We start from the raw sequence: 23,855 nt of genomic DNA, 5'->3' as shown, positions 1-23,855 counted from the left end.
GTCGGAAAGGGTTATCCTCGGCGGCTAACAGAGGTACGCATGAAGGTACTCGTCACGGACCCCATCGCGGACGCGGGTCTGGAGCGACTCCGTGAAGCGGGCCACGACGTGGTCACCGCCTACGACGTCGAGGGCGCCGAACTGCGCGAGGAGATACGCGACGCCGCCGGCCTCGTCGTCCGGTCGGGAACCGAGGTCACCGAGGAGTTGCTGGCCGCCGCGCCGAACCTCGTCATCGTCGGGCGCGCCGGCATCGGCGTCGACAACATCGACATCGACGCCGCCACCGACCACGGCGTCATCGTCGCCAACGCCCCCGAGGGGAACGTCCGGGCCGCAGCGGAGCACACCGTCGCCATGGCGTTCGCCGCCGCGCGCTCCATCCCGCAGGCACACGCCCGCCTCAAGGACGGCGAGTGGGCGAAGGGCGACTACCTCGGCACCGAGGTGAACAACAAGACCCTCGGCATCGTCGGCCTCGGGCGCGTCGGCCAGGAGGTGGCCAAGCGCCTGAACGCCCTCGGGATGGACCTCCTCGCGTTCGACCCCTACATCAGCCAGGAGCGCGCCGACCAGCTGGGCGCCGACCTCGCCGACCTGGAGACGGTCCTCGACGAGGCCGACTTCCTCACCATCCACACGCCCCTGACACCGGAGACGGAGGACCTCATCGGGACCGCCGAACTCGAACGCCTCGGCGCCGGCGGCTACGTCATCAACTGCGCCCGCGGCGGCATCATCGACGAGGCGGCGCTCGCGGCCGCCGTCGAGGACGGCACCATCGCCGGCGCCGCGCTCGACGTCTTCGCCGTCGAGCCGCTCCCCGACGACAGCCCGCTGCTCGGCGTCGAGGACGTCGTCGTCACCCCGCACCTCGGCGCGAGCACCGAGGCCGCCCAGGAGAACGTCGCCACCAGCACCGCGGAACAGGTCATCGCGGCGCTGAACGAGGAACCCGTGCTGAACGCGCTCAACGCCCCCTCGGTCGACAAGAGCGCCTTCCCCCGGGTCCGTCCGTACATCGAACTCGCCGAGACCGCGGGCCGCATCGCGGTCCAGCTGTTCGAGGGGCGCGTCAACGCCGTCGAGGTGGAGTACGCCGGCACCATCGCCGACGAGGAGGTCGAGATCGTCACCGCGAGCGCGCTGAAGGGCGTCTTCCGTCCCCTCGAGGTCCACGTCAACACCGTCAACGCCCCCCGGGTGGCGGAGGAACGCGGCATCGACGTGACGGAGTCGAAGACCAGCCAGTCGGACGTCTTCCAGTCGCGGGTGAGCGTCGTCGTCACCGACGGCGAGGACGACATCCGCGTCTGCGGGACGCTGTTCGCCGGCGACGACCCACGCATCGTCCAGATAGACGGCTACCGCGTCGACGCCATCCCCCACGGCCACATGCTCGTCGCGCGCAACTACGACAAACCGGGCGTCATCGGCCTCATCGGGACCGTCCTCGGGGACAACGAGGTCAACATCGCGGGGATGTTCAACGCCCGCGAGACCATCGGCGGGGAGGCGCTCACCGTCTACTCCCTCGACAGCGAGGTACCCGACGCCGTCATCGACCGGCTGGAGGACGACGAGCGCATCATGCGCGCGCAGTACCTCGCGCTGAACAACCACACGAACCCGTAGCGCCGTCGACTACGACTCCCAGACCAGTTCCAGCGAGAGTTCCGCCGTGCAGTCGGGCGCACGGTCGGTGTCCTCGCGGCCCTCGTTCTCCAGATAGCCCCGGCAGCGCCCGTGCTCGACGATGTCGATAAGGCTCGCCGGCGACCCGCACTCCGGGCAGTCGAGGGAGTACCCCTCGTCGCTCTCGTGGAGCGCGTCCGGACCGAGTTCCATGCGCGCCGACTCCGCGTCGTGCTCGTCGGTTCCGCTGGTCTCGTCGCTCATATCCCATGAAAAACGGTCCGGACCGAAGTGGTTACCGGGCGCGTGTGCAAGCGTCGACGGCGGGCACCGAGGAATCAGCCGAGACGGCGCCTGACGCGCCCCAACAGGCCACCGGAGCCGGACCTCCGGCGTCCCTCGATGTGGTCGAGGACGGCGTCCGCGTCGTTCGGGACGCTCTCCGGGGCGGTGCCGGCGGCCGCGGCCGCGTCGGGGTCCTTCAGCAGGTGCCCGGTCGTGAGGCAGACCACGTCCTCGCCCTCGTTCACGACGCCCGACTCGCGGAGTTTCCGGAGACCGGCGACGCTGGCGGCGGAGGCGGGTTCGACGCCGACGCCCTCCTCGGCGAGCGCGCGCTGGGCCTCGGTGATGGCCTCGTCGCTCACCGCCACCGCGGTGCCGCCCGTCGCGTGGATGCCCGGCAGGGCCTTTCGGGCGTTCACGGGGTAGCCGATGCGGATGGCCGTCGCGCGCGTCTCCACGTCCGACCACCGCTCGACGTCGTCGTTGCCCTCCTCGACCGCTTCCACCAGCGGGGCCGACCCCTCGGCCTGGACGGCCGTTATCTTCGGGACGTCGCCCGGCGCCAGCGCGCCGGCGTGGACGAGTTCGCGCAGCGCCTTGTACAGCGCGGCGGTGTTGCCCGCGTTGCCCGCGGGGAGGACGACCCGGTCGGGGTAGCGCCCCTCGTCGGCGTGGAACTGTTCGAGCAGTTCGAAGAAGATAGTCTTCTGGCCCTCCAGGCGGAAGGGGTTGAGCGAGTTGAGCAGGTACACCTCGCCGCGCTCCGCGAGCGCCTGGACGATGTCGAGACAGTCGTCGAAGTTGCCGTCGACCTCGAGGATGCGCGCGCCGTGGAGGCCGGCCTGCGCCAGTTTGCCGGCCGCGACCTTCCCGGACGGGAGGAGGACGAGCGTCTCCAGGTCCGCCCGGGCACCGTAGGCCGCGAGGGCGGCGCTCGTGTTCCCCGTCGAGGCACAGGCGAGGCGCTCGACGCCCAGTTCCTGGGCGACGCGGACGCCGACGGTCATCCCGCGGTCCTTGAAGCTCCCCGTCGGGTTCATCCCCTCGTGTTTGATGCGGAGGGTCCGCACGCCGACGTCCGCTTCCAGTCGCGGGACGCTGTGCAGCGGGGTGTCGCCCTCGGGGAGCGAGACGCCCTCCTCGAAGGGGAGGGCGGCGGCGTAGCGCCAGACGCCCCGTCCCTCGAACGCCTCGAAGGTGGGGTAGCTGTCGTAGCGCGCCTCGAGCAACCCGTCGCAGTCCTCACAGGTGTAGATGACGCCCTCGAAGGGGGCGTAGGTCGCGCCGCACTCGATACACGCGAGCCACACGCCGTCGTCCGCCGCCTCGGGGACGCTCGTCGAGAGTTCCAACTCGGCCATTGGGGGAGGGTCGGAGCAGACGATGAAACGTGTGGCGGTCCGCGCGGCATCTGCCGACGTCCCGAGGGGTCCCCTGACGTACCGATGCGAACGAGTTGATGTCAGTAAATATAATTTCTAAATAGTTAGAATACAAATAATTAATACGCCGCACGGAGCGCCTTCGGTCGCAATGGGACCAGACATCGACCGGCGGACGTTCGTGAAAGGAATCGGAACGACGGCGGCGACGGCGACCCTCGGCGCGGGGAGCGCCGTGGCGCGCGGTGGCTACGGAGGGAAAGAAGAGGACGGTCACGACGACCGGGGCGACACGGATCGCGACTGGTACGGTGACGCCCCGGCGCTCATCGCCCACCGGGGCTTCGCGGGGCAGTACCCCGAGAACACCGTCGGCGCCGTCGAGCTCGCCGCCCGCGGCGGCCACGGCCCCGGTGCCACCCGGCGCGGCGCAGACATGATAGAGATAGACATCGTCCCGACGGCGGACGGCGACGTCGTCGTCTTCCACGACGACGGTCTCGCCGAGCGCGACGGAGGGGAGCGCGGCCTCACCGACGTCGAGGGCCTGGTCTGGGAGACGCCGACGGAGACCGTCCTCGACGCGGAGGTTCTGGGGAGCGGCGAGACGGTACCGCTGCTCTCGACGGTCCTCGACGCCATCCCGCCGCACGTCGCGGTGAACGTCGAGTTCAAGAACCCCGGGTCGCTCGACCTCCGCTTCGCCGAGAGCCTCGATTCGGATGCGCTCGCCGCCCAGAAGGGGCTGTGGCGTCCGTTCACCGAGCGAGCGCTCGACGCCATCGAGGCGTGTCGAAACGACGTGCTCGTCTCCTCGTTCTACGAGGCCGCCCTGGCGACCGTCCGCGACCTCGCGCCCGACCTGCCGGTCGCGCCGCTGCTCTGGGACTCCATCGAGGACGGCCTGGCGATCGCCCGCCGCTACGACGCCGAGGCGGTCCACCCGCCGTACAACATGGTCCGCGGGACGCCGTTCTACGGCGACCCGTACTACACCGAGGGACCGTGGTCCGAGACCGACCTGCTGGCCGTCGCCCACGAGGAGGGACGGGCCGTGAACGTCTACACCGTCGCGACGTGGTACCAGGCGCAAGAACTCGTCGACGCGGGGGTCGACGGCATCATCGGGGACTACTCGAACCTGCTCGCGTTCGGCGAGCGCAGCTGAGGGCCCTCAACCCTCCATCGCGTCGCCGAACTCGTCGATGCGCTCGTGGACGTAGGCGGCCCACTCGTCGAGCGTCTCGTGGAGCAGGCGCTTGGCGTCGGGGAGCGGCGTGGCGGTGTACTGGTAGACGTGGCCGCCGCCGTCGAGCAGGCGCCGTCGGCGCTCGGCGAGTTCCTTCTCCCGGAGCGTGGCGAGCGACCGGTTGACGTTCGACCGGTCGCGGTCGACCACCTCGGCCAGTTCGGTGACGGTGCTCCCGGGGTTGTCCAGCAGTGCGAGGTAGGTGGTGCTCTCGTGGCGCTGGATGCCGAAGACACACGAGAGGACGTCCGCGAACGCTGGTTCCTCGTCGAGCATCAGCTCACGAAACCGTTCAGGACTCGGCTCGGCGTCCATGCACGCACTACGCCCGAACGACCGATAAACCCCGCCCTACGTGTCGGCGGCGTAGCCCATCTTCCGGATGCAGACGCGCATCTCCTCCTCGGTCGCGTGCTTGTGCAGTCGCGTCGGCGTGTCGCAGTAGTACGTCTCTCCGTCCCAGCGCAGCGTCACCTCGTGTTGCTCGCCGAGGAACTCCGTCTCGACGACGACCCGCTGGCCGTCGGCGAGCGCCCGCAGTACCTCGTCGCTCGTCCACTCGCCCGCCGAAATCCTGACCGTGCTCACCGGGTGTTCACCGGGCGTGAGTAAACGCCCCCGTATAATCATAGCTCGGATGTGCGTGTGTGAGACACGGACACGCATCCGAGGGTGCGCTTTGCCCCTCGTTACCGAATCGACAGGCGCGATGAGCCAACAGGTACGCACCGAAACCCCGGTACAGCAGCCGACCAACGACGCGTGGCGCGCGGGCGTCCTCGCCGGCATCCTCGCGGGTGCCGTCATGGGCGTCCTCCTCACCGTCCAGATGACGCCCGTCATCGAGGTGGCGATTCCCTCGCTGTACGGCCTGGAGGGCGGCCTCGCGGGCTGGGTCGTCCACGTCGCCCACGGCGCGGTCCTGGGGGTGGGGTTCGCGGCGCTCGTCCGCGCGGCCGGCGTCGAGACGACCGTCGCCCGGTCGCTCGCCCTCGGCCTCGCCTACGGCGTCGTCCTGTGGGTCGTCCTCGCGGTGCTGGTGATGCCCGTCTGGCTGGGCGCCGTCGGCGCGCCGATGGTCCCGCCGCTCCCGAACGTCGACCCGATGAGCCTCGTCGGCCACCTCGTCTACGGGGCGGTCCTGGGCGCGAGCTACCCGCTGTTCGCGCGGTAGGTCCTCACTCGACCCTCCTCGTTCGGCCGCCCTCCCCTTCACGCCACACCTCGTCGAGGACGCGCCGCCAGTTCCCCGCGGCGACCCGCTCGACGTCGCGCTCGGAGAGCCCCCGCTCGCGCAGGTGGTCGAGCAACCGGGGGAGGCCCGACACGTCCCCCACCTCGCTCGGGACGCTCGCCCCGTCGAAGTCCGAACCGAGCGCGACGTGCTCGACCCCCACGCGTTCGGCGACGTAGAGGACGTGGTCGGCGAGCGTGTCGAGGGGAACGTCGTGGCCGAACCGCCCCTCCGGGTCGAGCGCCCCCACGCCGAAGGTGATACCCACCAGCCCGCCGCTCTCGGCGACGGCGTCGAGTTGCTCGTCGGTCAGGTTGCGCGAGGCGGGACAGAGGGCGTGGACGCCCGCGTGCGAGACGACGAGCGGCGCCTCGGTGCAGTCGGCGACGTCCCAGAACCCCGCCGCGTTGAGGTGCGCGCAGTCGACGAGGACGCCCCGCTCCTCGCAGGCGCGCACGAGCGCCCGCCCCGCGTCGGTGAGCCCCGGGCCGACGTCCGGCGAGGCGGGGAACTCGAAGGGGACGCCGTGGGCGAAGTGGTTGGGACGGCTCCAGACCGGCCCGACGGACCGGACGCCGGCCCCGACGAGGGCGTCGAGGTTCGAGAGGTCGGGCGCGATACCGCCGGCGCCCTCGACGTGGGCGACGGCACCGACGGCCTCCCCCGCGAGGCAGGCGTCGAGGTCCGCCGCCGTCCGGACGAGGCGGAGCCCCTCGCACCCCTCGACGAGCCGGTGGAGCAGGGCGAGCTGTTCGTCGGTGATTCGCCGGGCGCGCCCGGGGTCGAGGGGGTCCGAGAGCGGGATGGAGTAGCCCCCGCCCGTCCCCGAGGGCGGGTCCAGCCGCCGCGCGTCGGGAACGTAGACGGCGAAGAGGCCGGCGCGGAACCCTCCCGCCTCCATCCGCGGCAGGTCGAGGTGGCCCTCGCGCCCGCCCGCGACGGCCGCGACGGGGTCGGCGTCGTCGCTCCAGAGGCGAAACAGGAGGTCGTTGTGACCGTCGAGGACGGGGACTGTGGACACGCTCGTACGAGCCTCGGGTCGGAAAAAAGCGTTCGCGTCGGCGGGTCAGGCGTCGAGGAGCCACGCGAGCAGCGCCTTCTGGGCGTGCAGGCGGTTCTCCGCCTGCCGCCAGACGACCGCGCGCTCGCTCTCGATGACGTCGGCGCTCACCTCCTCGCCGCGGTGGGCGGGGAGACAGTGCATGACGAGCGCGTCGGTGCCGGCGAGGAGGTCGGCGTTCACCTGGAACCCCTCGAACGCGGCCAGTTTCTCCTCGCGCTCGGCCTCCTGTCCCATGCTCACCCAGACGTCGGTGTAGACGGCGTCCGCCCCCTCGACGGCCGCCGCGGGGTCGTCGGTGACCGTCGGCGCCTCGCCGAGGTCGGCCGCCCGGTCGAGGACGGCGTCGTCGATGCCGTAGCCGGACGGCGTGGCGACGGTGAGCGACTGGCCGGCCATCGCACAGCCGAGGACGAACGACTGGGCGACGTTGTTGCCGTCGCCGACCCACGCCACCTCGCCGTCGAACCCGCCGAGGGTCTCGCGTATCGTCAGCAGGTCCGCGAGCGTCTGGCAGGGGTGGGCGTCGTCGGTGAGACCGTTGACGACGGGCACCGTCGCGTACTCGGCCAGTTCCTCGATGTGGGCGTGGTCGAACAGCCGCGCCATGACGACGTCGACGTAACACGACAGCGTCCGGGCGATGTCCGCGACCGGTTCGCGCCCGCCGATACCGATGTCGTCCGGGCCGAGGAAGACGGCGTGGCCGCCGAGTTGCGTCATCCCCGTCTCGAAGGAGACGCGGGTGCGCGTGCTCGGCTTCTCGAAGACCATGGCGAGCGTCCGGTCGGCGAGCGGTCTCCCCCCCTCGCCGGCTTTCATGCTCGCCGCGCGGTCGAGCACCGTGCGGAGTTCCTCGGCCGAGAGGTCGTCCACGTCCCGGACCGACCGGGCGGCCGTCGCCATCAGGCCTCCCCCTTGAGGGTGGCCGCGACGTCCGAGAGGACGGCGACCGCGCGGTCGTACTCCGACAGCGGGAGGTGCTCGTTGGGTGCGTGGTCGAGGTCCGAGTCGCCCGGGCCGTAGGTGACCATCGGGCAGTCCCACTCCTGGGCGAAGAGGTTCATGTCGCTCGTACCGGTCTTGCGCAGCATCCGGGGGTCGGCGTCCTGCTGGCGGATGGCGACGCGGAAGGCGCGGGCCACCTCGGTGCGCGCGCTCGTCATCACCGGCGGGACGAAGTCGTGCCAGCGGACGGTGCCGCCGTTCAACTCGCCGTCGGCCCGCTCGCGCACCTCCTCGACGGAGTACGCCGGGGGAACGCGGAACTGCACCTCCATCGTCGTCTCGACGGAGAGGCCGTCGTCGCTCGTCCCGCCCTCGATGGCGACGGGTTTGGGCGTGACGCGCTCGAAGACGGGCGTCCACTCGTCCTCCTCGAACGCCTCGGTGACGCGGTCCCACCACGCGACGGCGTCCTGGATGGCGTTGTTCTCCGGGCGCGAGGAGTGGCCCGACTCGCTCGTGGCGACGTACGTCCCCGAGAGCAGGCCGCGGTAGCCGAGCGTGATGCCGTTCGACCCCGAGGGCTCGCCGTTGACGAGCGCGTCGGGTTCGGGCCGCCCGGAGTCGATGACGTGACGCGCGCCCGTCGAGGTGCGCTCCTCCTCGACGACGCCGATGAAGCTCACCTCCTCGCGGACGGCCGCGACGGCCATCGAGGCGAGCGGCCCCTTGGCGTCGACGCTCCCGCGCCCCCAGAGGGCGGGTTCGTCGCTCCCCTCCGCGGGGGCGATTTCCACGGGGATGTCCCCCGGGACGGTGTCGATGTGGGAGGTGAGCAGCACGCTGTCGTCGGCGGGCGCGTGGACGTTGCCCACCTCGTCGGTCCACGCCTCGCGGCCGTGGCGCTCGAAGAACGCGACCAGGTGGTCCGCGCAGGCGCGCTCGTTCCCGCTGACAGAGGGCGTCGTCACGAGCGTCCGCAGCAGGTCGCGCGCCTCCTGTTCGCCGACGGTGGCGAGAACGCTCATCCCATCACCTCCGCGACGGCCTCGACGACGGCGTCGCAGTGCTCGCGCTCGACGACCAGCGGCGGGAGCAGCCTGAGGACCGTCCGCCCCGCCGGCAGCGCCAGTATCTGGTGGTTCATCGCCAGTTTCGGGAGGAGGCGATTGGCCCCGCGGCGCACCTCGACGCCGAGCATCAGTCCCTCGCCGCGGACGTCGCGGACGTCCTCGCCGACGGCCGCGTCGAGTTCGCTCACGAGGTAGTCGCCCATCGAGGCGGCCCGCCCCGCGAGGTCCTCGCGCTCGATGACGTCGAGTGTGGCGGCGGCCGCCGCGCTGACGACCGGCCCGCCGCTGAACGTCGAGCCGTGGTTGCCGGCGTCCTCGGCGACCCACTCCCGACAGAGCGTGGCGCCGACGGGCAGGCCGCTCGCCAGCCCCTTCGCCGTGGTGAGGACGTCGGGGACCACGTCGTGGGACTCGCAGGCCCACATGGTGCCGGTCCGGCCGAGGCCGGTCTGTATCTCGTCGAGTATCAGCGCGGCGCCGTGGTCGTCGCAGGCCTCCCGGACGGCGGCGAGGTAGCCGTCGGGCGCGGGGTTGATGCCCCCCTCGCCCTGCATGGGTTCGAGCAGGACCGCGGCGGTGTCGTCGTCGACGGCGGCCGCCATCGCCTCGGCGTCGCCGTACTCGACGAACTCGAAGCCGCCCGCGAGCGGTTCGAACCCCTGCTTGTACTTCCCCTTCCAGGTCGCCGCGAGCGACCCCATCGTCCGGCCGTGGAAGCTCTGGGTCGCGGCGACGACCTTCGAGTCGCCCGTCGCGTGGCGGGCGAACTTCAGCGCCGCCTCGTTGGCCTCCGTCCCGGAGTTACAGAGCCAGGTGTAGTCGAGGTCGCCCGGCGCGCACGCCGCGAGACGGTCGTAGAGGTCGTCGCGGGCGTCGACCGGGTACGACCCCTGGACGTACATGAGCCGTTCCAGCTGGTCGGTGGCCGCCGCCACCACGTCGGGGTGGCAGTGGCCGGTCGGCGTCACGGCGTAGGAGGCCCCGAAGTCGAGGTACTCCGTCCCCGACTCGTCGTAGAGGTGGGGACCGGCGCCGCGGGCGATACGGATGGGTTTCTCGGAGAAGACGAATCCGGTCATAGTGCGTCGGGTGTAATGGTGGTGCCCGCGCCGCCGAGGGCGGCGGAGACGGGCGCGTCGGCGTTCGCGTCGGCGATGACGGCGCTGCTCGCGCCGCCCTCCAGCCCTTCGGTGGCGGCCATCACCTTCCGGGTCATGAACCCCTCGGCGGCCTCGGTCAGCGCCTCGTAGGCCGCCGGCGAGTCCACGCGGTCGATGACCGACTCTGGGTCCTCCAGGTCCGCGAGGACGCCCGGCACGTCCGTCAGGAGGACGAGGTCGGCGCCGAGGGCGCCCGCGACGGCGGCGGCCGCCCGGTCGGCGTCGGAGTTGACCGCGAGCCACTCCTCGCCGTCTTTCGCGAGCATCGGCACGGTCGCGACGGGGGTGTAGCCGCCGTCGAGGAGCGTCTCCAGCAGGTCGCCGTCGACCTCGGCGATGCGTCCGGAGTGGTCGCCCCGGCGTATCTTGCGCTTGCCGTCCTCGACGACGCGGACCGCCCCCTTCCGGGGGCCCGTCAGCAGGCCGCCGTCGACGCCGGAGAGGCCGACGGCGTTCACGCCCGCGTTCTGCAGGCCGACGACGAGCGCCGTGTTCAGCTTCCCGGGGAGGACCATCGAGAACACGTCCATCGTGCGCTCGTCGGTGAACCGGCCGACGACGCCGCCGGGTGTCTCGACGTACTCGGGCGTCTCGCCCATCGCTTCGAGCGTGTCGTCGACCGCGGTCGACCCGCCGTGGACGACGACGACGCGCTCGCCCGACTCGACGAGCGAGGCGATATCGGCGAGCGCTCCCTTCGGGTCGACGGCACGCGCGCCGCCGATCTTCACGACGACGGTCATGGGGTACCAACGGGGTGGAGCCCCGTGAACGCCAGGCCGGCGGTCTCCTCGAAGCCGAGGGCGACGTTGGCGGCGTGGACCGCCTGGCCCGCCGACCCCTTCATCATGTTGTCGATGGCCGAGAAGACGACCACGCGCCCGTTGCGCGGGTCGAGTTCGAAGCCGACCTCGGCGTGGTTCGACCCCGCGACCGCCTTCGGTTCGGGGTAGCGATACACCCCGCCGCCGCCCGCGACGGTCCGGACGAACGGTTCGTCACCGTAGGTCTCGCGGTACGCCCCCCAGAGGTCGCCCTTCGTGACGGGTTCGTCGGGGAAGACGTGACAGGTCGCGCTCGCGCCGCGGACCATCTCGACGGCGTGGACGGTGAAGGCGACGCGCGTCCCGAGGTACGTCTCTATCTCCGCCTCGTGGCGGTGACTCGTCGGCGCGTAGGGCCGGACGACGCCCGAGCGCTCGGGGTGACTGGAGGCGGCGCCGCCGCCGGCACCCCCCTCCGAGGACCCGACCTTCACGTCGACGACGACGCGCTGGTCGCCGTCTACGATGCCGGCGTCGACCAGCGGGAGCAGTCCCAGAATCGTCGCGGTGGCGTTACAGCCGCCGGCGGCGATGAGGTCGGCGCCGGGGAGGTCCTCGCGAGTGAGTTCGGGCAGCGCGTAGGTCGCCTCCGACAGCAGTTCCGGGCGGTCGTGCCCATCGTACCAGTCGTCGTACAGCGCCGCCTCGGGGAGACGGAAGTCGGCCGAGAGGTCGACGACGGTGTCGGCAGCGTCGCGGAACGCGTCGATGTGCTCCATGGAGACGCCGTGGGGCGTCGCCGCGAACAGCACGTCCACCGACTCGAGGTCCGCCGGGTCCGAGAAGCGCAGGTCGAGGTGCCGGAGGTTGGGGTGGGCGTAGCCCACCGTCTTGCGCGTGTACTGCCGGCTGGTCGCCTGCGTCACCTCGAACTCGGGGTGGCCCGAGAGCAGGCGGAGCAGTTCCCCGCCCGTGAACCCGGAGGCGCCGACGACGGCGGCCGTCGTCGTCACGCCGACACCTCCGTCGCCCGCGCGGCCTTCGTTTCGAGCCAGTCGACGACCCGCGCGGGCACGTCGACGTCGACGGTACCGTCGAGCGCCTTGAACTCGACCGTGTGGTTCACCTCGTGGACGGTGTACTCGCCGGAGCCCTCGCCGCCGACCTCCATCAGGTCGACGCCGAGCAGACCGCCGCCGACCGCGTCGGCGGCCGTCCCGACGAGGTCACGGACCGTCTCGTCCACCTCGAAGGCGGTCACCTCGCCGCCCTTCGCGGCGTTGGTGAGCCAGTGGTCCGACGAGCGGGTCATCGCCGCGACCGGGTCGCCGTCGACGGCGACGACGCGGATGTCACGGCCGGGCTTGTCGACGAACTCCTGGACGTAGAACACCTTGTGCTCGTAGTGGCCGAGCGTCTCCTTGTGTTCGAGGACTGCCTCGGCCGCGCTCCGGGAGTCTATCTTCGCCATCAGCCGGCCCCACGACCCGACGACGGGCTTGAGGACGCAGGGGTAGCCGAACGACTCGATGGCCTCGAGGGCGGCGTCGCTCGTGAACGCCACCTCCGTCTCGGGCGTCGGGACGCCCGCGTTCGCCAGCGCGAGGCTGTTACGCACCTTGTCGGCACAGATAGCCGCCGTCTCCGGGCCGTTGACCACCGGGATGCCGTAGCTCTCGACGAACCGCGTCGCGTAGACGCTCCGGCTGGTCGCGAGACACCGGTCGAGGACGACGTCGCAGTCGGCGAGCGCCGCCGGCGGCTCGTGGAGCCCGAAGCGCTGGGCGCGCACGTCCACCTTCTCCACGTCGTGGCCGCGCTCGCGGAGTTCGTTCAGCAGGAGCTTCTCGTCCCGCCGAATCCGCGAGTAGAGGACGCCGACTCTCATCGGCGGCCCCGCGTGTCGCGGCCGAGGGTCACTGTGCCGACACCGTGCATCCTCACTCCCCCCAGTCTTCTTCGAGTTCGGGCGCGGTCTCGAGCGTCACGGGGTCCACCTCGATGACCTCCAGTTCCGCACCGCAGGTGTCACAGTCGATTATCTCTCCGACCTCGATGTCGTCGTAGAGGGACACGTCGGCCCCACACTCGGTACAGGTTGCCATTGTACCTCCATATCCCACACACGTACACTTAAACCCGTCGAACTTATCAGAAAATCTACAAACGGGCACTACCCTCTGCGCGTGTGTCAGGCGTTCGGGCCGTGTTCACGAACGTTTCGTGAATTCGATATGTGTGCTCGTCCCCGGGGGGACGGCGGGCGCGGTCGTGGGCGCGGTCGCGGGACCGGCGGTCGAGCCGGGAACGCGCGCTCAGACATACGCGGTCACCTCGTCGGTGAGCAGTTCCGTCGCCTCGGCGAGCGCGTCCCGGCGCGACTCGTAGGTCGCCTCGGCGGCCGCGAGCGCCTCCTCGGCGCTCGCGAGCTGCGAGTCGACGGCCGCCCGCGCGGGGCCACCGGCCGAGTCGCGGCTCTCGACGCTCGCCCCGGGGTCGAGCGCCGCCGCGACGGCGTCGGCGTCGACGTACTCCGTGAGGGGGGCGTCGAGCACCTCGGCGGCGGCCGCCTCGACGGCGGCGGCGTCGGACCCGCCCTCCGCCGCGAGCGCCACCACCTCGTGGGCCGTCCGGAACGGGACGCCGTGCTGGGCGAGCAGGTCGGCGACGCCGGTCGCCGTCGAGAACCCCTCGCCTGCCGCGGCCGCGAGCGCCTCCTCGGGCCACGTCGCGGTGGCAACGGCGCCGGCGGCCACCTCCGTCGCCTCGGTGACGGCGTCGACCGTCCGCCAGGCGTGGGGCGTCGCGCGCTGGAGGTCGCGGTTGTACGCACGGGGGAGGCCCTTCAGCGTCGTGAGCAGGCCGTTGAGCCCCGCGCTCGCGTCGCCGGCGCACGCCCGCACGAGTTCGAGCGTGTCGGGGTTCTTCTTCTGGGGCATGATGGAGGAGGTCGAGGAGTAGTCGTCCGAGAGGTCGACGTACCCCTTGTTCGCGAAGACGACGAGGTCCTCCGCGAGGCCCGAGAGCGTCGTCGCCAGCCCCGCGAGCGCGGCGACCGACTCCACGAGGAAGTCACGGGCCGCGCTCGCGTCCATCGCGTTCTCCACGACGCCGTCGAAGCCGAGCAACTCGGCGGTGCGCTCGCGGTCGACGTCGAAGGTCGTGCCGGCGAACGCCGCCGCGCCCAGCGGCGAGCGGTTCGTCCGACCGTAGGCGTCGAACAGCCGCGCCGTGTCGCGGCGCAGCGCCTGTTCGTAGGAGAGCGCCCAGTGCGCCACCGTCGTCGGCTGGGCCGGCTGGAGGTGGGTGAAGCCGGGCATGACCGTCCCAACCTGTGCGGCCGCCACCTCCGCGAGCGCCGAGCGCAGCGCGAGCGTCGCCTCGACGGCCGCGAGGAGGTCCTCGCGCAGGCGATAGCGGATGCACGCCGCCACCTCGTCGTTGCGCGAGCGGGCGGTGTGCATCTTCCCGCCGACGGGGCCGATTTCGCCGATGACGGCCGTCTCGATGGCCGCGTGGACGTCCTCGCCGTCGGGGAGCGAACCGTGGCCGTTCACCTCGACGATGTTGAGCGCGGTGAGGACGTCGGCCGCCTCGTCGGCCTCGATGATGCCCTGTTCGGCGAGCATGACGACGTGGGCGCGGTCGACCGCGAGGTCGGCCGCGAAGATGCGCTCGTCGGCCGCGAGCGAGGAGAGGAACCCCCGCGCGGGGCCGCCGCTGAAGCGCTCGCGGCGGACCACGTCGCCCGCGCCCTCGCCGTCGTTCATCACTGCTCCGTGTCGTCGTCGCCGCCGTCGGTCACGAGCGCCTCGGTGGCGTCGTCGGCCCCCGCCTTCGCGAGGACGGCGTTCGCGAGACGCGACTGGAAGCCGTGGTACTTCGCCACGCCCGTCGCGTCGGCCTGTGCGATGCCGTCGACCGTCTCCGTGTTGAACGAGGCGGCCGACTCCGAGTAGACGGCGTAGTCGCTCTCGCGTCCGACGGCGCGACACTGCCCGCCCTCGAGTTTGAGCGTGACCGTCCCGGTGACGCGCGACTGGGTGGCGTCGATGAACCCCTCCAGTGCGGTGACGAGCGGCGCGGCGATGAGCCCCTCGTAGGCCTTCTCGCCCCACTGGCGGTCGACCTGCGACTTGAACGAGCGCTCCTCCTGCGTGAGGACGAGCCCTTCGAGCGCCTCGTGGGCGGTGAGCAGCGCCGTCGCGGCGGGGTGCTCGTAGTTCTCGCGGACCTTCAGCCCGAGCATGCGGTCTTCCATCATGTCGGTGCGGCCGACGCCGTGGGCGCCCGCCACCTCGTTCAGTTGCTCGATGAGGTCGGTCGCGTCGAGCGTCTCGCCGTCCAGCCCCACGGCGTAGCCGTCCTCGAACTCGACCTCGACGAGTTCGGCGTCGCGGCTCCCCGGCGTCTCCGTCCACTCGTAGATGTCCTCCGGCGGGACGTAGCCCGGGTCCTCCAGGTCGTCGCCCTCGACCGAGCGACTCCAGAGGTTCGTGTCGATGCTCCAGGCGCCCTCGTTCCCCCCCTCGACGGGGAGGTCCTTCTCCGCGGCGTACTCCATCTCCCACTCGCGGGTGAGGCCGAGTTCGCGCACCGGCGCGATGACCTCGAGGTCGGAGTCGCGCCAGACCGCCTCGAAGCGCAACTGGTCGTTGCCCTTGCCCGTACAGCCGTGGGCGATGGCGGCGCAGCCCTGTTCCTCCGCGACGTCGAGGATGGCCTGGGCGATGACCGGGCGCGCGAGGGCGGTGCCGAGCGGGTAGCCCTGGTAGTCGGCGTTCGCGCGGACCGACTGGAGACAGAGGTCGGCGAACGCCTCCGTCGCGTCGACGACGTAGTGCTCCAGGTCGAGGGCCTCGGCGGTCTCCTCGGCCTCGTCGAACTCGGCTTCGGGCTGACCGACGTCGACGGTGACGCCGACGACGTCGTCGTAGCCGTACTCCTCTTTCAGCAGCGGTACGCAGACCGTGGTGTCGAGCCCGCCGGAGAAGGCGAGCGCGACGGTCGATTCGGACATTGTGGTGTGGTGTTCTCGTGGGTGGTGTGGTCGAAAGCGGTGCGAACCGGGACGGGGGGATGAAGAGAGATGGGCCTAACGGCCCGGTCGCGGTCGCACGAGAACGAGGCGGCACCCGTCGCTTTCGGCGGCAGGGCCGGCAGCGCGCTGGGTCCGTGTCATTACCCACACCGTACGACCGTATCGACTTAAGCCTGACTCGGACGGCAAGTGCCGCCGATATGACTCTGCGACACAGGGACACGGAGCCGCGACGGTTATCCCCCTCTCCGTCCCACCGCCACCGTGTACAGCCTCAACGCGCCGCTCCCGTCTCGAGTGACGGAGGTTGCCGCCGACCTGCGCGACGACCTGCCCTCGGGCGTCCGTCCGCGTCGACGACCGACGCTCGTCGTCAAACGCCTCGGCGAGGGCGACCACCGCGACCTGACCACGCGCTGTCGCACCCTGCTCGCGGACGCCCCCGCCTGCGCCGCACGGCTCGCCGGACTGGACGCCTTCGACGCCCCGACCGGGCCCGTCACCCACCTCGTCGTCGAGAGCCCCGGCCTCCGTCGCCTCCACGACCGCCTCTGCGAGTCGTTCGACCCTATCGAGGGCATCGAGGGGACAGACTACGTCCCGCACGTCACGCTCGGGCGGGGCGGCGATTCGCGCGAGGTGCGGCGGTTCTGCGAGTGGCCGGTCGAGGGCGTCGAGTGGCGTATCGACGACCTGTGGCTGTGGCACGCCGACTACCGCGAGCGGGTCTCCGTGATTCCGCTCGGCTAGGGCGCGGGCGGGGCGTCGGCCCAGGCGTCCATGTCCGAGTAGAAGTTGAGCATGGCGAAGCGGAGCTTCTCGGACTGGACGTCGATGGTCTCCGCGCGCTCCTCCGGGGGGAAGGAGTCGGCGACGCTGTACTTGCGCATCTCGCGGCGCGCACGGCGCGTGTAGCGCTCGTCGAGGAGGACGCGCACCCCGAAGTCGGTCGGCGAGCGGACGACCCGGCCGAGCGCCTGGCGGGTCTTTCGTACCGTGGGGACCTCGACGGCGTACTCCCAGCCGGGGTCGTCGCCGGCGTCCGCGAACGCCGTCGCGTAGGCGTCCTGGACGGCGTCCATCCGGTCGTCGAGGTGGGGGTAGGGGACGCCCACGACGACGACGGTGCGGGCGTCGTCGTCGTCGAAGCTCACCCCCTCGGCGAGCGTCCCCCACAGCGAGGTGAACAGGACGCCGTCGTCGTCCGCGACGAACCGCCGGCGGAGGTCCTCGACGCGCGTCCCCGGCCGGTCGAGGTAGCGCGTGGCGTCGACCGCGAGGCGGTCGTGGTAGCGCTCGGCCTCCCGGTAGCTCGGGAAGAAGACGAGCGTGTTGCCGGGCGTGAACCTGATGGCGTCCTCCAGTGCGCTCTGGACCGCACGCTGGGTGGCGGGGTCGTCCCGGCGGCTGGCGAACAGCGCCGGCACGTCCACGGCGTAGGTCCGGCGGCGCTCCTCGGGGAACTGCTGGCCGTAGGCCATGGTCAGCGGCCCCTCCTCCTCGTCGGTGAGACCGAGTACGTCGCCGAGCACGTCGAACGGCCGGAGCGTCGCGCTCATCAGGACGCTCGCCGAGAGCTCCTCTAACAGCGGTTCGGTCACCTGCCGGGGGATGCAGGTGTACAGTTCCGCGCGGCCGTACACGTCGTCGCTCGTGCCGTCGCGGCGCACCGACACCACCGGGTACTGGCCCTCCTGGTTCGAGTCGCGCAGCCAGTCGTCGACGAACGTCGCCGCCTGCAGGACGCGACACTCCTTTCGCGTGCGCGTCTCCCCCTCCTTGTACGCCTCGTGGTACCGCCGGTCGAGCGCCGCGCCGAGTTCCAGTGCTTCGTCCAGGTCCTCGTGGATACCCCGGCCGGTGTAGGCGTCGAGGAAGGCGAGCGTCAGGTCGTCGCGGCCGCGCTCGTTCGTGATGGCGAGGTCGTACCAGTCCTCGTCGACGCCCGCTCGCTCGCCGAACGCCAGCGCGTCGTCGTAGGTGGCGACGAGCGCCGTCCGGAACGCGCTCACGACGTTGCGGGTCGCCTCACACCGCGGGTCGGTCACCTCCTCCAGTTCCGCGAGGGCGCCGTCGAGCGTCGGTTCGGCGAGGGTGCGGGTGGCGTGGTCGCGGGCCGTCTCCTCGACGTTGTGCGCCTCGTCGAAGACGGCGACGACGTCCTCCGGGTCGCGGCCGATCCAGCGGAAGAACTGCTCGCGTATCATCGGGTCGAGGAGGTGGTGGTAGTTGCAGACGACGAGGTCGACCCCCTCCATCCCCTCCTTCAGCAACTCGTAGCCGCAGAAACCGAGGTCGTTGGCGTGTTCGTATATCTCGTCGGGGGTGCGGACGTCCTCGAACAGCCACTCGTAGAACTCGTCGGTGTCGCCGACGAGGTTGTTGTAGTAGTACTCGCAGGTGGCCGCCTCCTGCAACTCGTCGAGTTCGTCGTCGAGGGCGGCCAGTTCGTCCATCACGGCCTCGCGGCCCTCGGCGGCGCCGTCCGCCCCGCGCTGGGCCTCCTCCAGCAACTCGTCCTCGCGGTCGCCGAGGTCGCGGCGGTCGCGCTCGGCCTCCACCAGCGAGCGCGTCGTGTCCCGGAGCGCCTGGCACTCCTCGTAGCCGACGTCGATGTGGCACATCGAACCCTTCCCCCGGAAGACGACCGCCCGAATCGGCTCCTCGCGCGTGATGGCGCGGGCCTCCTCGATGAACTGGCGGGTCTGCTGGTGGACGTTCGTGGTGATGACGACCGTCTTCCCGGTCCGACGGGCGTGGTCGAGCGCCGGCGCGAGCGCCGCGAGGGTCTTGCCCGTCCCGCAGGCACCCTCGAACAGCACGTCGCGCCCCGCGTCGAGCGCCTCCGCGATGTTCGCCATCGCCTCGCGCTGGTGGTCGTACGGCTCTCCGTACGGGAAGAATCGCAAGTGGGCCGGCGCGGTCACTACGGACGATTCGCTCCCGACGACGTAAAAGTCTACGCACGGGTACGGTCGCCCGGCGGGCGGCGCGTCGCACGTGTCCGCCGTCTCGTCTCGGAACGCTGCGTCAGAGTTCGGGTTCGAGGTACACCTTCCGTATCTGGGGTTCCGCGTCCTTCAGCGCCCGCTCGATGGCGGTGATGCGCTCGTCGATGGTCTCCGTCCCGAGGTCGGGGTCGAAGCTGACGTCCGCGGTGAGGAGCAACTGTTCGGGACCGAAGTAGACCGTTCGGAAGCCGTCGATGTGGGTGACGCCCTCGGCGTCACGGATGATGGTGCGCAGGCGTTCGTCCTCGTCCCCGGCGACCGACTCGCCGAGCAGGAGGCGCTTGTTCTCCCAGGCGAGTGCGAGCGCGAACCCCATCAGCATCAGGCCGATGACCACCGACCCGACGGCGTCGTATATCGGGTTACCGGTCACCTGCGAGAGGTAGACGCCGACCAGGGCGATGGCTGCACCGCCGAGCGCGATGGAGTCCTCCGTGAACGCCGTCAGCGTGGTGACGTCGCTCGTCTTGCGGAACGCCTCCCGGAGGGTCGCCCACTCGTGTTCGACCATCTGCGCCGAGAGTCCCTGGTAGGCCTTCCAGAGCGCCCACGTCTCGAAGAGGATGGCGAAGAGGAGGACGGCGTAGTTCACCCAGACGCTCGGTATCTCGGTCCCGACGACGGGGAGCGTCACCAGGTTCGTCGAGACGGCGTGTGGGTCGACGATGGCCTCGTACCCGTGTCGCAGCGACTCCCAGCCCGCGATGCCGAACAGGAGGACGGCGACCAGGAACGCGTAGAAGAACTGCGCCTTCCCGTAGCCGAAGGGGTGGTCGCGGTCGGCCTCGCGGCCGCTGTAGCGGATGCCGACCAGCAGGAACACCTGGTTGCCCGTGTCGGAGATGGAGTGATACGTCTCCGAGAGCATCGAGGGGCTCCCCGTGAGGAGGTAGCCGAGGAACTTCATGACCGCGATGGACCCGTTGGCGATGAGGGCGGCGATGACGACCGACTTGCTGCTTGCCATTACTGTCCGCAGTCGAGGGAGTGGCAAAGAGCTACCGCCAGAGCCACGGTCCACCCGGCCCACACGACGAGCGTGATTACCGTCGTCTCCGACACGCACGGCCGGACGGGCCACCGACTGGCGGGACGGACGCTCGACGCCGTCCGCGAGGCCGCCCTCGTGGTCCACGCGGGCGACTTCTGCACCGAGGCCGTCCTCGACGCCTTCGAGGCCGAGAGCGCCGCCTTCGCGGGCGTCGTCGGGAACAACGACACCCCCGGCGTGCGCGAACGCCTCCCCGAGACGCGGGTGGTCGAGCACGGGGGCGTCCGCCTCGCGGTCGCCCACGGGCACGAACACACCGACACCAGCCTCGCGCTGTTCGGCCGCCAGTCGAACGCCGACCTCGTCGTCGTCGGCCACTCCCACCGCCCCGGCTTCGACTACCTCGGGGAGGTGCCGGTGCTGAACCCCGGCAGCCACGCCGACCCGCGCTGGTACGAACCCGCCCACGCCGAACTGCACACCGACCCCCTGCGTGGGGAACTCGTCCGTCCGGACGGGAGCGTCGTCGAGTCGTTCGCGGTGTAGCGTGATTCGAGCGCGAACAGTCGGGGGAATATATATATATAAACTAACATACAAGAAACGGCTATGCGCCGTCGGACCCTCCTCGTCGGAACCCTCCCGTTGCTCGCCGGGTGTCTGACCAGCGTCTCGGGCGAATCCTCTGACGACCCGCGGACGACGGACGAACCGTTCGGCACCGTCACGTTCGAGCGCCGCGACCCGGGGAGCGTTCGGACCGGGCCGGTCTCCGAAGTGGAGTCGGGCGTCTCCGAAGACGCACCCGTCATCGCGGTCGACGGCGAGTCGGTCCGCGTGCAGGGCGCGCTCGCCGTCGGGTCGAGCGAGTGCAAGGAGGTCGCGCTGGGCGACGTGACCTACGAATCCGGCGTCCTGACGGTCGAAATCGTGGACGGAAAGAGCGCGAACCACCCGGACAACCGGCTGTTCGGCGGGGGGTGCTCGGACGACATGAGCGTCGACGGCTACGAGGTCGGGGTGCGGTTCGACGAGGCTCCGCCGACTCGGGTCGTGGCGGCAGAACTGAACGTCGACGGGACGCGGGCGACGGCGGAGTACCCGTGAGTCGGGCGTCGAACGACAGTGGAGAGAGTGAAGGAGGGCACGTCGAACGGGGAGGGCCGAAGCGACGACTACCCCGAAGCGCGGTGGAGGTATATACTCGCTGGAGGCTCAAATCACGGTTTGACCGTTACATCCCCGAAACGTCTTTCCTCGGCGGGGCGTCACCTCCGGTATGATATTCGGCCTCGACATCGTCACGCTGGTGGTCATCGGCGCCATCGCCGTCTTCCTCCTCGCTATCTATCTGATGTTCCGGCGGACGGCGCTCGCCTTCCGCGAGGGCTTCGACGGCGACCGGCGGTGACCGTCGGTAGGGACGTCGAGCGACGCTAGCGGACGGACTCGACACGCTCGACGGCCGTCTCGACGTCCTCGCGCGAGACGTCGAGGTGGGTGACGAACCGGACCGTGTGTTCGCCGAACTCCGAGGCGGCCACGTCGACCTCGGCGATGCGGTCGATGAACGCGCTCGCCGGTTCTTCGGTCCGGACGAGGACGATGTTCGTCTCCGGCGACTGCACGGAGAGACCGGAGAGGTCGCGGAGGCCGTCGGCCAGCACGCGGGCGTTCTCGTGGTCCTGTGCGAGTCGGTCGACGTTCTCCAGGGCGAGGAGACCGGGGGCGGCGATGACGCCGGCCTGGCGCATCCCGCCGCCGAGGAGTTTGCGGACCCGGCGCGCGCGCTCGACGAACTCGGCGTCGCCGGCGAGCATCGACCCGACGGGCGCGCCCAGCCCCTTCGAGAGACAGGCCATCACGGAGTCCATCTCGCGGACCATGCGGTCGAGGGGGACGTCGTGGGCGACGGCGGCGTTGGCGACGCGCGCGCCGTCGAGGTGGACCGGGACGCCCAGGTCGTGGGCCGCCTCGGCGGCGGCGTCGAGTTCCCCGGGCGCGAGCGCGACGCCGCCCCTGCTGTTGTGGGTGTTCTCCAGCGCGACGAGGCCGGTACCGGGGCGGTGACTGCTGGGCGCGACGTACGCCTCGCGGACCGCCCCGGGCGTGAGGGCGCCGCGCGCGCCGCCGTCGACGGTCCGGGGCTGGACGCCCGAGAGCTGTGCGGCGCCGGCGAGTTCCCACTTGTAGATGTGGCACTCGCGCTCGCAGACGAGTTCCTCGCCGCGGTCGGCGTGGACGCGGACGGCTATCTGGTTGCCCATCGTCCCGCTCGGCACGTAGAGGGCGGCCTCCTTGCCCAGGAGGTCCGCGACGCGCGTCTCGAGTTCCGCCACCGTCGGGTCGCCGCGGTGGACGTCGTCGCCGACGGCGGCGTCGCGGGCCGCCTCTCGCATCGCGTCGCTCGGGCGCGTGACCGTGTCGCTCCGGAGGTCTATCATGCGCAGTGATGCGGGGGACGAGCCCAAATAGGGTGCGGTCGGGGCCGGCCGGGGTCGTGACCCTACGGGAGCTGGTCGACGACGTCGCGGTACTCGTCCTCGGTGAACGCCCGCAGCGTCTCCGTCCTGACGGCCCCCTCGCCCGCGATGGTGATGGCGGCCCGCGCGGCCGCCTCCGCGTCGGGGTACTCCCCGACGGCCACGGCGTCGTAGCCGCCCAGCGTGAGGAAGAACTGCGAGAGGTCGCCGCCGACCGAGTCGGCCACCTCCCGCGCCGCCTCCAGGCGCTCGGGGCTCTCGTTCATGTGTTCGATACCCTCAGAGGTGTACGAGACCAGGTGGATGAACGTCGGCATGCTACCACGCCCGGGCGGACCCGGGCGTACGAGGCGACGACGTGACAGTAGATAGATATATCTCACGGGATGCGTGAGGTCACGGTGGGAGGACCGTGCGAAAGCGGTATCACCGGAACGGGAGAGTACCGAGGCATGGACCCGCGAATCCGCGACCACGCGCGCATCATCGCCGACCACTCGACGGACATCGGGGAGGGTGACAACGTCGTCATCAGCGCCCCCGCCGACGCCGAGGACCTCGTCGTCGCGCTCCACGAGGAGGTGGCGGACCGCGGCGCGACCCCCGTCTACACGAACAGCAGCGAGCGGGCCGCCCGGGCGTACCTCCGCAACCACGACGGGGAGTTCGAGACGCCCTCGCACCTCCTCGCGCTCTACGAGGAGATGGACGTCTACGTCGCCGTCCGCGGCGGCGAGAACGCGAGCGAGACGGGCGACGTCGACCCCGAGACCACCGCCGCCCACCGGCGGGCGATGCAGCCAGTCCTCACCGAGCGCCTCTCGAAGCGCTGGTGCGGCACCCAGTTCCCGACCGCCGGCTTCGCCCAGCTCGCGGGCATGAGCACCGAGGGCTACGAGAACTTCGTCTGGGACGCCGTCTCGCTCGACTGGGACGCACAGGGCGAGTTCCAGCAGGGGATGGTCGACGTCCTGAACGAGGGCGAGTCGGTCCGCATCCGGTCGGGCGAGCGGACCGACCTCACGATGTCCATCGCGGGCAACGTCGCCATCAACGACACGGGGAAGAAGAACCTCCCCGGCGGCGAGGTGTTCACCGCGCCGGTGCGCGAGAGCGTCGAGGGGACGGTCCACTTCGACCTCCCGCTCTACCGGCAGGGCCGCGAGATAGAGGACGTCCACGTCACCTTCGACGAGGGGCGCGTCGTCGAGTACAGCGCCGAACGCAACGAATCCGTCCTCGACGGAATCTTCGAGACGGACGAGGGCGCGCGCTACCTCGGCGAACTCGGCATCGGCATGAACCGGGCCATCGACCGCTTCACCTACAACATGCTGTTCGACGAGAAGATGGGCGACACCGTCCACATGGCCGTCGGGTCCGCTTACGCCGAGTGCGTCGGCGAGGACAACGAGGTGAACCGCAGCGCCGAACACGTCGACATGATCGTGGACATGAGCGAGGACTCCATCATCGAGGTCGACGGTGAAGTCGTCCAGCGCGACGGTACCTTCCGTTTCGAGGACGGCTTCGAGGCGTAGT

The 23,855-nt window shown here is 70.8% G+C and carries 26 protein-coding genes; 8 read left to right on the top strand and 18 right to left on the bottom strand.

The features are described 5' to 3' along the window. The first annotated feature begins 39 nt into the window (after positions 1-39). Complete coding sequence (gene serA, locus P1Y20_RS13105; RefSeq protein ID WP_304449111.1) at positions 40-1,635, top strand: phosphoglycerate dehydrogenase; 1,596 nt, start codon at positions 40-42, stop codon at positions 1,633-1,635. Positions 1,636-1,644: 9 nt separating this feature from the next. Here the strand turns inward: serA and P1Y20_RS13100 are convergent, their stop codons facing one another. Together P1Y20_RS13100 and thrC are read right to left on the bottom strand one after the other, a co-directional pair. Further along, entirely contained in the window at positions 1,645-1,899 is a 255-nt protein-coding gene (locus P1Y20_RS13100; RefSeq protein ID WP_304449110.1) for a hypothetical protein, read from the bottom strand. A gap of 74 nt (positions 1,900-1,973) precedes the next feature. Continuing rightward, on the bottom strand, positions 1,974-3,281 hold the full coding sequence (thrC, locus tag P1Y20_RS13095) for a threonine synthase (RefSeq protein ID WP_304449109.1): 1,308 nt from the start codon (positions 3,279-3,281) through the stop codon (positions 1,974-1,976). Positions 3,282-3,453: 172 nt separating this feature from the next. Here thrC and P1Y20_RS13090 point away from each other — a divergent pair, with 172 nt between their 5' ends. Then, positions 3,454-4,470, top strand: coding sequence for a glycerophosphodiester phosphodiesterase (locus P1Y20_RS13090; RefSeq protein WP_304449108.1), 1,017 nt, complete (start codon positions 3,454-3,456; stop codon positions 4,468-4,470). 6 nt (positions 4,471-4,476) lie between these two features. Here P1Y20_RS13090 and P1Y20_RS13085 read toward each other — a convergent pair whose 3' ends face one another. Both P1Y20_RS13085 and P1Y20_RS13080 read right to left on the bottom strand, forming a co-directional pair. Then, positions 4,477-4,866, bottom strand: a complete 390-nt coding sequence (locus P1Y20_RS13085) for a helix-turn-helix domain-containing protein (protein WP_304449107.1) — start codon at positions 4,864-4,866, stop codon at positions 4,477-4,479. A 36-nt stretch (positions 4,867-4,902) separates the two neighbouring features. Next, positions 4,903-5,181: a DUF8001 family protein gene (locus P1Y20_RS13080; protein WP_368662153.1), complete on the bottom strand. Its 279-nt coding sequence runs from the start codon at positions 5,179-5,181 to the stop codon at positions 4,903-4,905. 79 nt (positions 5,182-5,260) lie between these two features. Between P1Y20_RS13080 and P1Y20_RS13075 the strand changes: the two genes are divergently transcribed. Next, on the top strand, positions 5,261-5,725 hold the full coding sequence (locus tag P1Y20_RS13075; protein WP_304449105.1) for a histidine kinase: 465 nt from the start codon (positions 5,261-5,263) through the stop codon (positions 5,723-5,725). Between the two features lie 4 nt (positions 5,726-5,729). On the opposite strand, the gene P1Y20_RS13070 is transcribed toward P1Y20_RS13075, so the two are convergent. The 10 genes from P1Y20_RS13070 to P1Y20_RS13025 all read right to left on the bottom strand — a co-directional run bounded on the left by P1Y20_RS13070 (position 5,730) and on the right by P1Y20_RS13025 (position 15,807). After that, positions 5,730-6,806 carry a dipeptidase gene (locus P1Y20_RS13070; protein ID WP_304449104.1) on the bottom strand — a complete coding sequence of 359 codons (1,077 nt, stop codon included), beginning with the start codon at positions 6,804-6,806 and terminating at the stop codon, positions 5,730-5,732. 45 nt (positions 6,807-6,851) lie between these two features. Then, on the bottom strand, positions 6,852-7,751 hold the full coding sequence (argF, locus tag P1Y20_RS13065) for an ornithine carbamoyltransferase (RefSeq protein WP_304449103.1): 900 nt from the start codon (positions 7,749-7,751) through the stop codon (positions 6,852-6,854). Then, positions 7,751-8,818, bottom strand: a complete 1,068-nt coding sequence (locus tag P1Y20_RS13060; protein ID WP_304449102.1) for a [LysW]-lysine hydrolase — start codon at positions 8,816-8,818, stop codon at positions 7,751-7,753. The genes argF and P1Y20_RS13060 overlap by 1 nt, the downstream gene beginning before the upstream one ends. After that, a complete protein-coding gene (locus tag P1Y20_RS13055) occupies positions 8,815-9,942 on the bottom strand; it encodes an aspartate aminotransferase family protein (protein WP_304449101.1) in 1,128 nt (375 codons plus the stop codon). Before P1Y20_RS13055 ends, P1Y20_RS13060 begins: the two co-directional genes overlap by 4 nt. Then, positions 9,939-10,766: an acetylglutamate/acetylaminoadipate kinase gene (locus P1Y20_RS13050; RefSeq protein ID WP_304449100.1), complete on the bottom strand. Its 828-nt coding sequence runs from the start codon at positions 10,764-10,766 to the stop codon at positions 9,939-9,941. The genes P1Y20_RS13055 and P1Y20_RS13050 overlap by 4 nt, the downstream gene beginning before the upstream one ends. Continuing rightward, entirely contained in the window at positions 10,763-11,800 is a 1,038-nt protein-coding gene (gene argC, locus P1Y20_RS13045) for an N-acetyl-gamma-glutamyl-phosphate reductase (RefSeq protein WP_304449099.1), read from the bottom strand. The genes P1Y20_RS13050 and argC overlap by 4 nt, the downstream gene beginning before the upstream one ends. Further along, the gene (lysX, locus tag P1Y20_RS13040) at positions 11,797-12,675 is read right to left on the bottom strand and encodes a lysine biosynthesis protein LysX (protein ID WP_304449098.1); all 879 of its coding nucleotides are present in this window, start codon (positions 12,673-12,675) and stop codon (positions 11,797-11,799) included. The genes argC and lysX overlap by 4 nt, the downstream gene beginning before the upstream one ends. A gap of 52 nt (positions 12,676-12,727) precedes the next feature. Continuing rightward, positions 12,728-12,892, bottom strand: coding sequence for a lysine biosynthesis protein LysW (gene lysW / locus P1Y20_RS13035; protein WP_304449097.1), 165 nt, complete (start codon positions 12,890-12,892; stop codon positions 12,728-12,730). Positions 12,893-13,102: 210 nt separating this feature from the next. After that, complete coding sequence (gene argH, locus P1Y20_RS13030) at positions 13,103-14,557, bottom strand: argininosuccinate lyase (protein ID WP_304449096.1); 1,455 nt, start codon at positions 14,555-14,557, stop codon at positions 13,103-13,105. Then, positions 14,557-15,807 carry an argininosuccinate synthase gene (locus tag P1Y20_RS13025; RefSeq protein WP_304449095.1) on the bottom strand — a complete coding sequence of 417 codons (1,251 nt, stop codon included), beginning with the start codon at positions 15,805-15,807 and terminating at the stop codon, positions 14,557-14,559. Before P1Y20_RS13025 ends, argH begins: the two co-directional genes overlap by 1 nt. 285 nt (positions 15,808-16,092) lie before the next feature. Here P1Y20_RS13025 and P1Y20_RS13020 point away from each other — a divergent pair, with 285 nt between their 5' ends. Then, the gene (locus P1Y20_RS13020) at positions 16,093-16,578 is read left to right on the top strand and encodes a 2'-5' RNA ligase family protein (protein WP_304449094.1); all 486 of its coding nucleotides are present in this window, start codon (positions 16,093-16,095) and stop codon (positions 16,576-16,578) included. On the opposite strand, the gene P1Y20_RS13015 is transcribed toward P1Y20_RS13020, so the two are convergent. Both P1Y20_RS13015 and P1Y20_RS13010 read right to left on the bottom strand, forming a co-directional pair. Beyond that, entirely contained in the window at positions 16,575-18,755 is a 2,181-nt protein-coding gene (locus P1Y20_RS13015; RefSeq protein ID WP_304449093.1) for an ATP-dependent DNA helicase, read from the bottom strand. The two genes, P1Y20_RS13020 and P1Y20_RS13015, sit on opposite strands and share 4 nt — an antisense overlap. Positions 18,756-18,858: 103 nt before the next feature. Continuing rightward, a complete protein-coding gene (locus tag P1Y20_RS13010; RefSeq protein WP_304449092.1) occupies positions 18,859-19,806 on the bottom strand; it encodes a cation diffusion facilitator family transporter in 948 nt (315 codons plus the stop codon). A 72-nt stretch (positions 19,807-19,878) separates the two neighbouring features. Between P1Y20_RS13010 and P1Y20_RS13005 the strand changes: the two genes are divergently transcribed. From P1Y20_RS13005 to P1Y20_RS12995, 3 genes are all read left to right on the top strand, one after another. Next, on the top strand, positions 19,879-20,376 hold the full coding sequence (locus P1Y20_RS13005) for a metallophosphoesterase (RefSeq protein ID WP_304449091.1): 498 nt from the start codon (positions 19,879-19,881) through the stop codon (positions 20,374-20,376). Positions 20,377-20,439: 63 nt separating this feature from the next. Next, positions 20,440-20,937 carry a hypothetical protein gene (locus tag P1Y20_RS13000; RefSeq protein ID WP_304449090.1) on the top strand — a complete coding sequence of 166 codons (498 nt, stop codon included), beginning with the start codon at positions 20,440-20,442 and terminating at the stop codon, positions 20,935-20,937. A gap of 172 nt (positions 20,938-21,109) precedes the next feature. After that, positions 21,110-21,241 (top strand): DUF7859 family protein, encoded by a 132-nt coding sequence (locus P1Y20_RS12995; RefSeq protein ID WP_304449089.1) that lies wholly within the window; start codon positions 21,110-21,112, stop codon positions 21,239-21,241. A 25-nt stretch (positions 21,242-21,266) separates the two neighbouring features. Here P1Y20_RS12995 and P1Y20_RS12990 read toward each other — a convergent pair whose 3' ends face one another. Together P1Y20_RS12990 and P1Y20_RS12985 are read right to left on the bottom strand one after the other, a co-directional pair. After that, on the bottom strand, positions 21,267-22,274 hold the full coding sequence (locus P1Y20_RS12990; protein ID WP_304449088.1) for a threonine aldolase family protein: 1,008 nt from the start codon (positions 22,272-22,274) through the stop codon (positions 21,267-21,269). A gap of 62 nt (positions 22,275-22,336) precedes the next feature. Continuing rightward, positions 22,337-22,630, bottom strand: coding sequence for a GYD domain-containing protein (locus P1Y20_RS12985; RefSeq protein WP_304449087.1), 294 nt, complete (start codon positions 22,628-22,630; stop codon positions 22,337-22,339). 135 nt (positions 22,631-22,765) lie between these two features. On the opposite strand from P1Y20_RS12985, the gene P1Y20_RS12980 reads away from it, so the two are divergent. Beyond that, positions 22,766-23,854 carry an aminopeptidase gene (locus tag P1Y20_RS12980; protein ID WP_304449086.1) on the top strand — a complete coding sequence of 363 codons (1,089 nt, stop codon included), beginning with the start codon at positions 22,766-22,768 and terminating at the stop codon, positions 23,852-23,854. The last annotated feature ends 1 nt before the right edge of the window (position 23,855 follow it).

Origin of the sequence: Halomarina ordinaria (assembly GCF_030553305.1) — an archaeon.
Classification (GTDB): domain Archaea; phylum Halobacteriota; class Halobacteria; order Halobacteriales; family Haloarculaceae; genus Halomarina; species Halomarina ordinaria.
Note: the sequence above shows the minus strand (reverse complement) of the source record. Positions and strands in the feature narration are given on the sequence as shown.

Excerpts from the sequence above, each read along its gene's own strand:
- serA (WP_304449111.1), top strand. The coding sequence starts at position 40 with ATGAAGGTACTCGTCACGGACCCCATCGCGGACGCGGGTCTGGAGCGA.
- P1Y20_RS13100 (WP_304449110.1), bottom strand. The coding sequence starts at position 1,899 with ATGAGCGACGAGACCAGCGGAACCGACGAGCACGACGCGGAGTCGGCG.
- thrC (WP_304449109.1), bottom strand. The coding sequence starts at position 3,281 with ATGGCCGAGTTGGAACTCTCGACGAGCGTCCCCGAGGCGGCGGACGAC.
- P1Y20_RS13090 (WP_304449108.1), top strand. The coding sequence starts at position 3,454 with ATGGGACCAGACATCGACCGGCGGACGTTCGTGAAAGGAATCGGAACG.
- P1Y20_RS13085 (WP_304449107.1), bottom strand. The coding sequence starts at position 4,866 with ATGGACGCCGAGCCGAGTCCTGAACGGTTTCGTGAGCTGATGCTCGAC.
- P1Y20_RS13080 (WP_368662153.1), bottom strand. The coding sequence starts at position 5,181 with ATGATTATACGGGGGCGTTTACTCACGCCCGGTGAACACCCGGTGAGC.
- P1Y20_RS13075 (WP_304449105.1), top strand. The coding sequence starts at position 5,261 with ATGAGCCAACAGGTACGCACCGAAACCCCGGTACAGCAGCCGACCAAC.
- argF (WP_304449103.1), bottom strand. The coding sequence starts at position 7,751 with ATGGCGACGGCCGCCCGGTCGGTCCGGGACGTGGACGACCTCTCGGCC.
- P1Y20_RS13060 (WP_304449102.1), bottom strand. The coding sequence starts at position 8,818 with ATGAGCGTTCTCGCCACCGTCGGCGAACAGGAGGCGCGCGACCTGCTG.
- P1Y20_RS13055 (WP_304449101.1), bottom strand. The coding sequence starts at position 9,942 with ATGACCGGATTCGTCTTCTCCGAGAAACCCATCCGTATCGCCCGCGGC.
- P1Y20_RS13050 (WP_304449100.1), bottom strand. The coding sequence starts at position 10,766 with ATGACCGTCGTCGTGAAGATCGGCGGCGCGCGTGCCGTCGACCCGAAG.
- lysX (WP_304449098.1), bottom strand. The coding sequence starts at position 12,675 with ATGAGAGTCGGCGTCCTCTACTCGCGGATTCGGCGGGACGAGAAGCTC.
- lysW (WP_304449097.1), bottom strand. The coding sequence starts at position 12,892 with ATGGCAACCTGTACCGAGTGTGGGGCCGACGTGTCCCTCTACGACGAC.
- argH (WP_304449096.1), bottom strand. The coding sequence starts at position 14,557 with ATGAACGACGGCGAGGGCGCGGGCGACGTGGTCCGCCGCGAGCGCTTC.
- P1Y20_RS13025 (WP_304449095.1), bottom strand. The coding sequence starts at position 15,807 with ATGTCCGAATCGACCGTCGCGCTCGCCTTCTCCGGCGGGCTCGACACC.
- P1Y20_RS13010 (WP_304449092.1), bottom strand. The coding sequence starts at position 19,806 with ATGGCAAGCAGCAAGTCGGTCGTCATCGCCGCCCTCATCGCCAACGGG.
- P1Y20_RS13000 (WP_304449090.1), top strand. The coding sequence starts at position 20,440 with ATGCGCCGTCGGACCCTCCTCGTCGGAACCCTCCCGTTGCTCGCCGGG.
- P1Y20_RS12995 (WP_304449089.1), top strand. The coding sequence starts at position 21,110 with ATGATATTCGGCCTCGACATCGTCACGCTGGTGGTCATCGGCGCCATC.
- P1Y20_RS12990 (WP_304449088.1), bottom strand. The coding sequence starts at position 22,274 with ATGATAGACCTCCGGAGCGACACGGTCACGCGCCCGAGCGACGCGATG.
- P1Y20_RS12985 (WP_304449087.1), bottom strand. The coding sequence starts at position 22,630 with ATGCCGACGTTCATCCACCTGGTCTCGTACACCTCTGAGGGTATCGAA.
- P1Y20_RS12980 (WP_304449086.1), top strand. The coding sequence starts at position 22,766 with ATGGACCCGCGAATCCGCGACCACGCGCGCATCATCGCCGACCACTCG.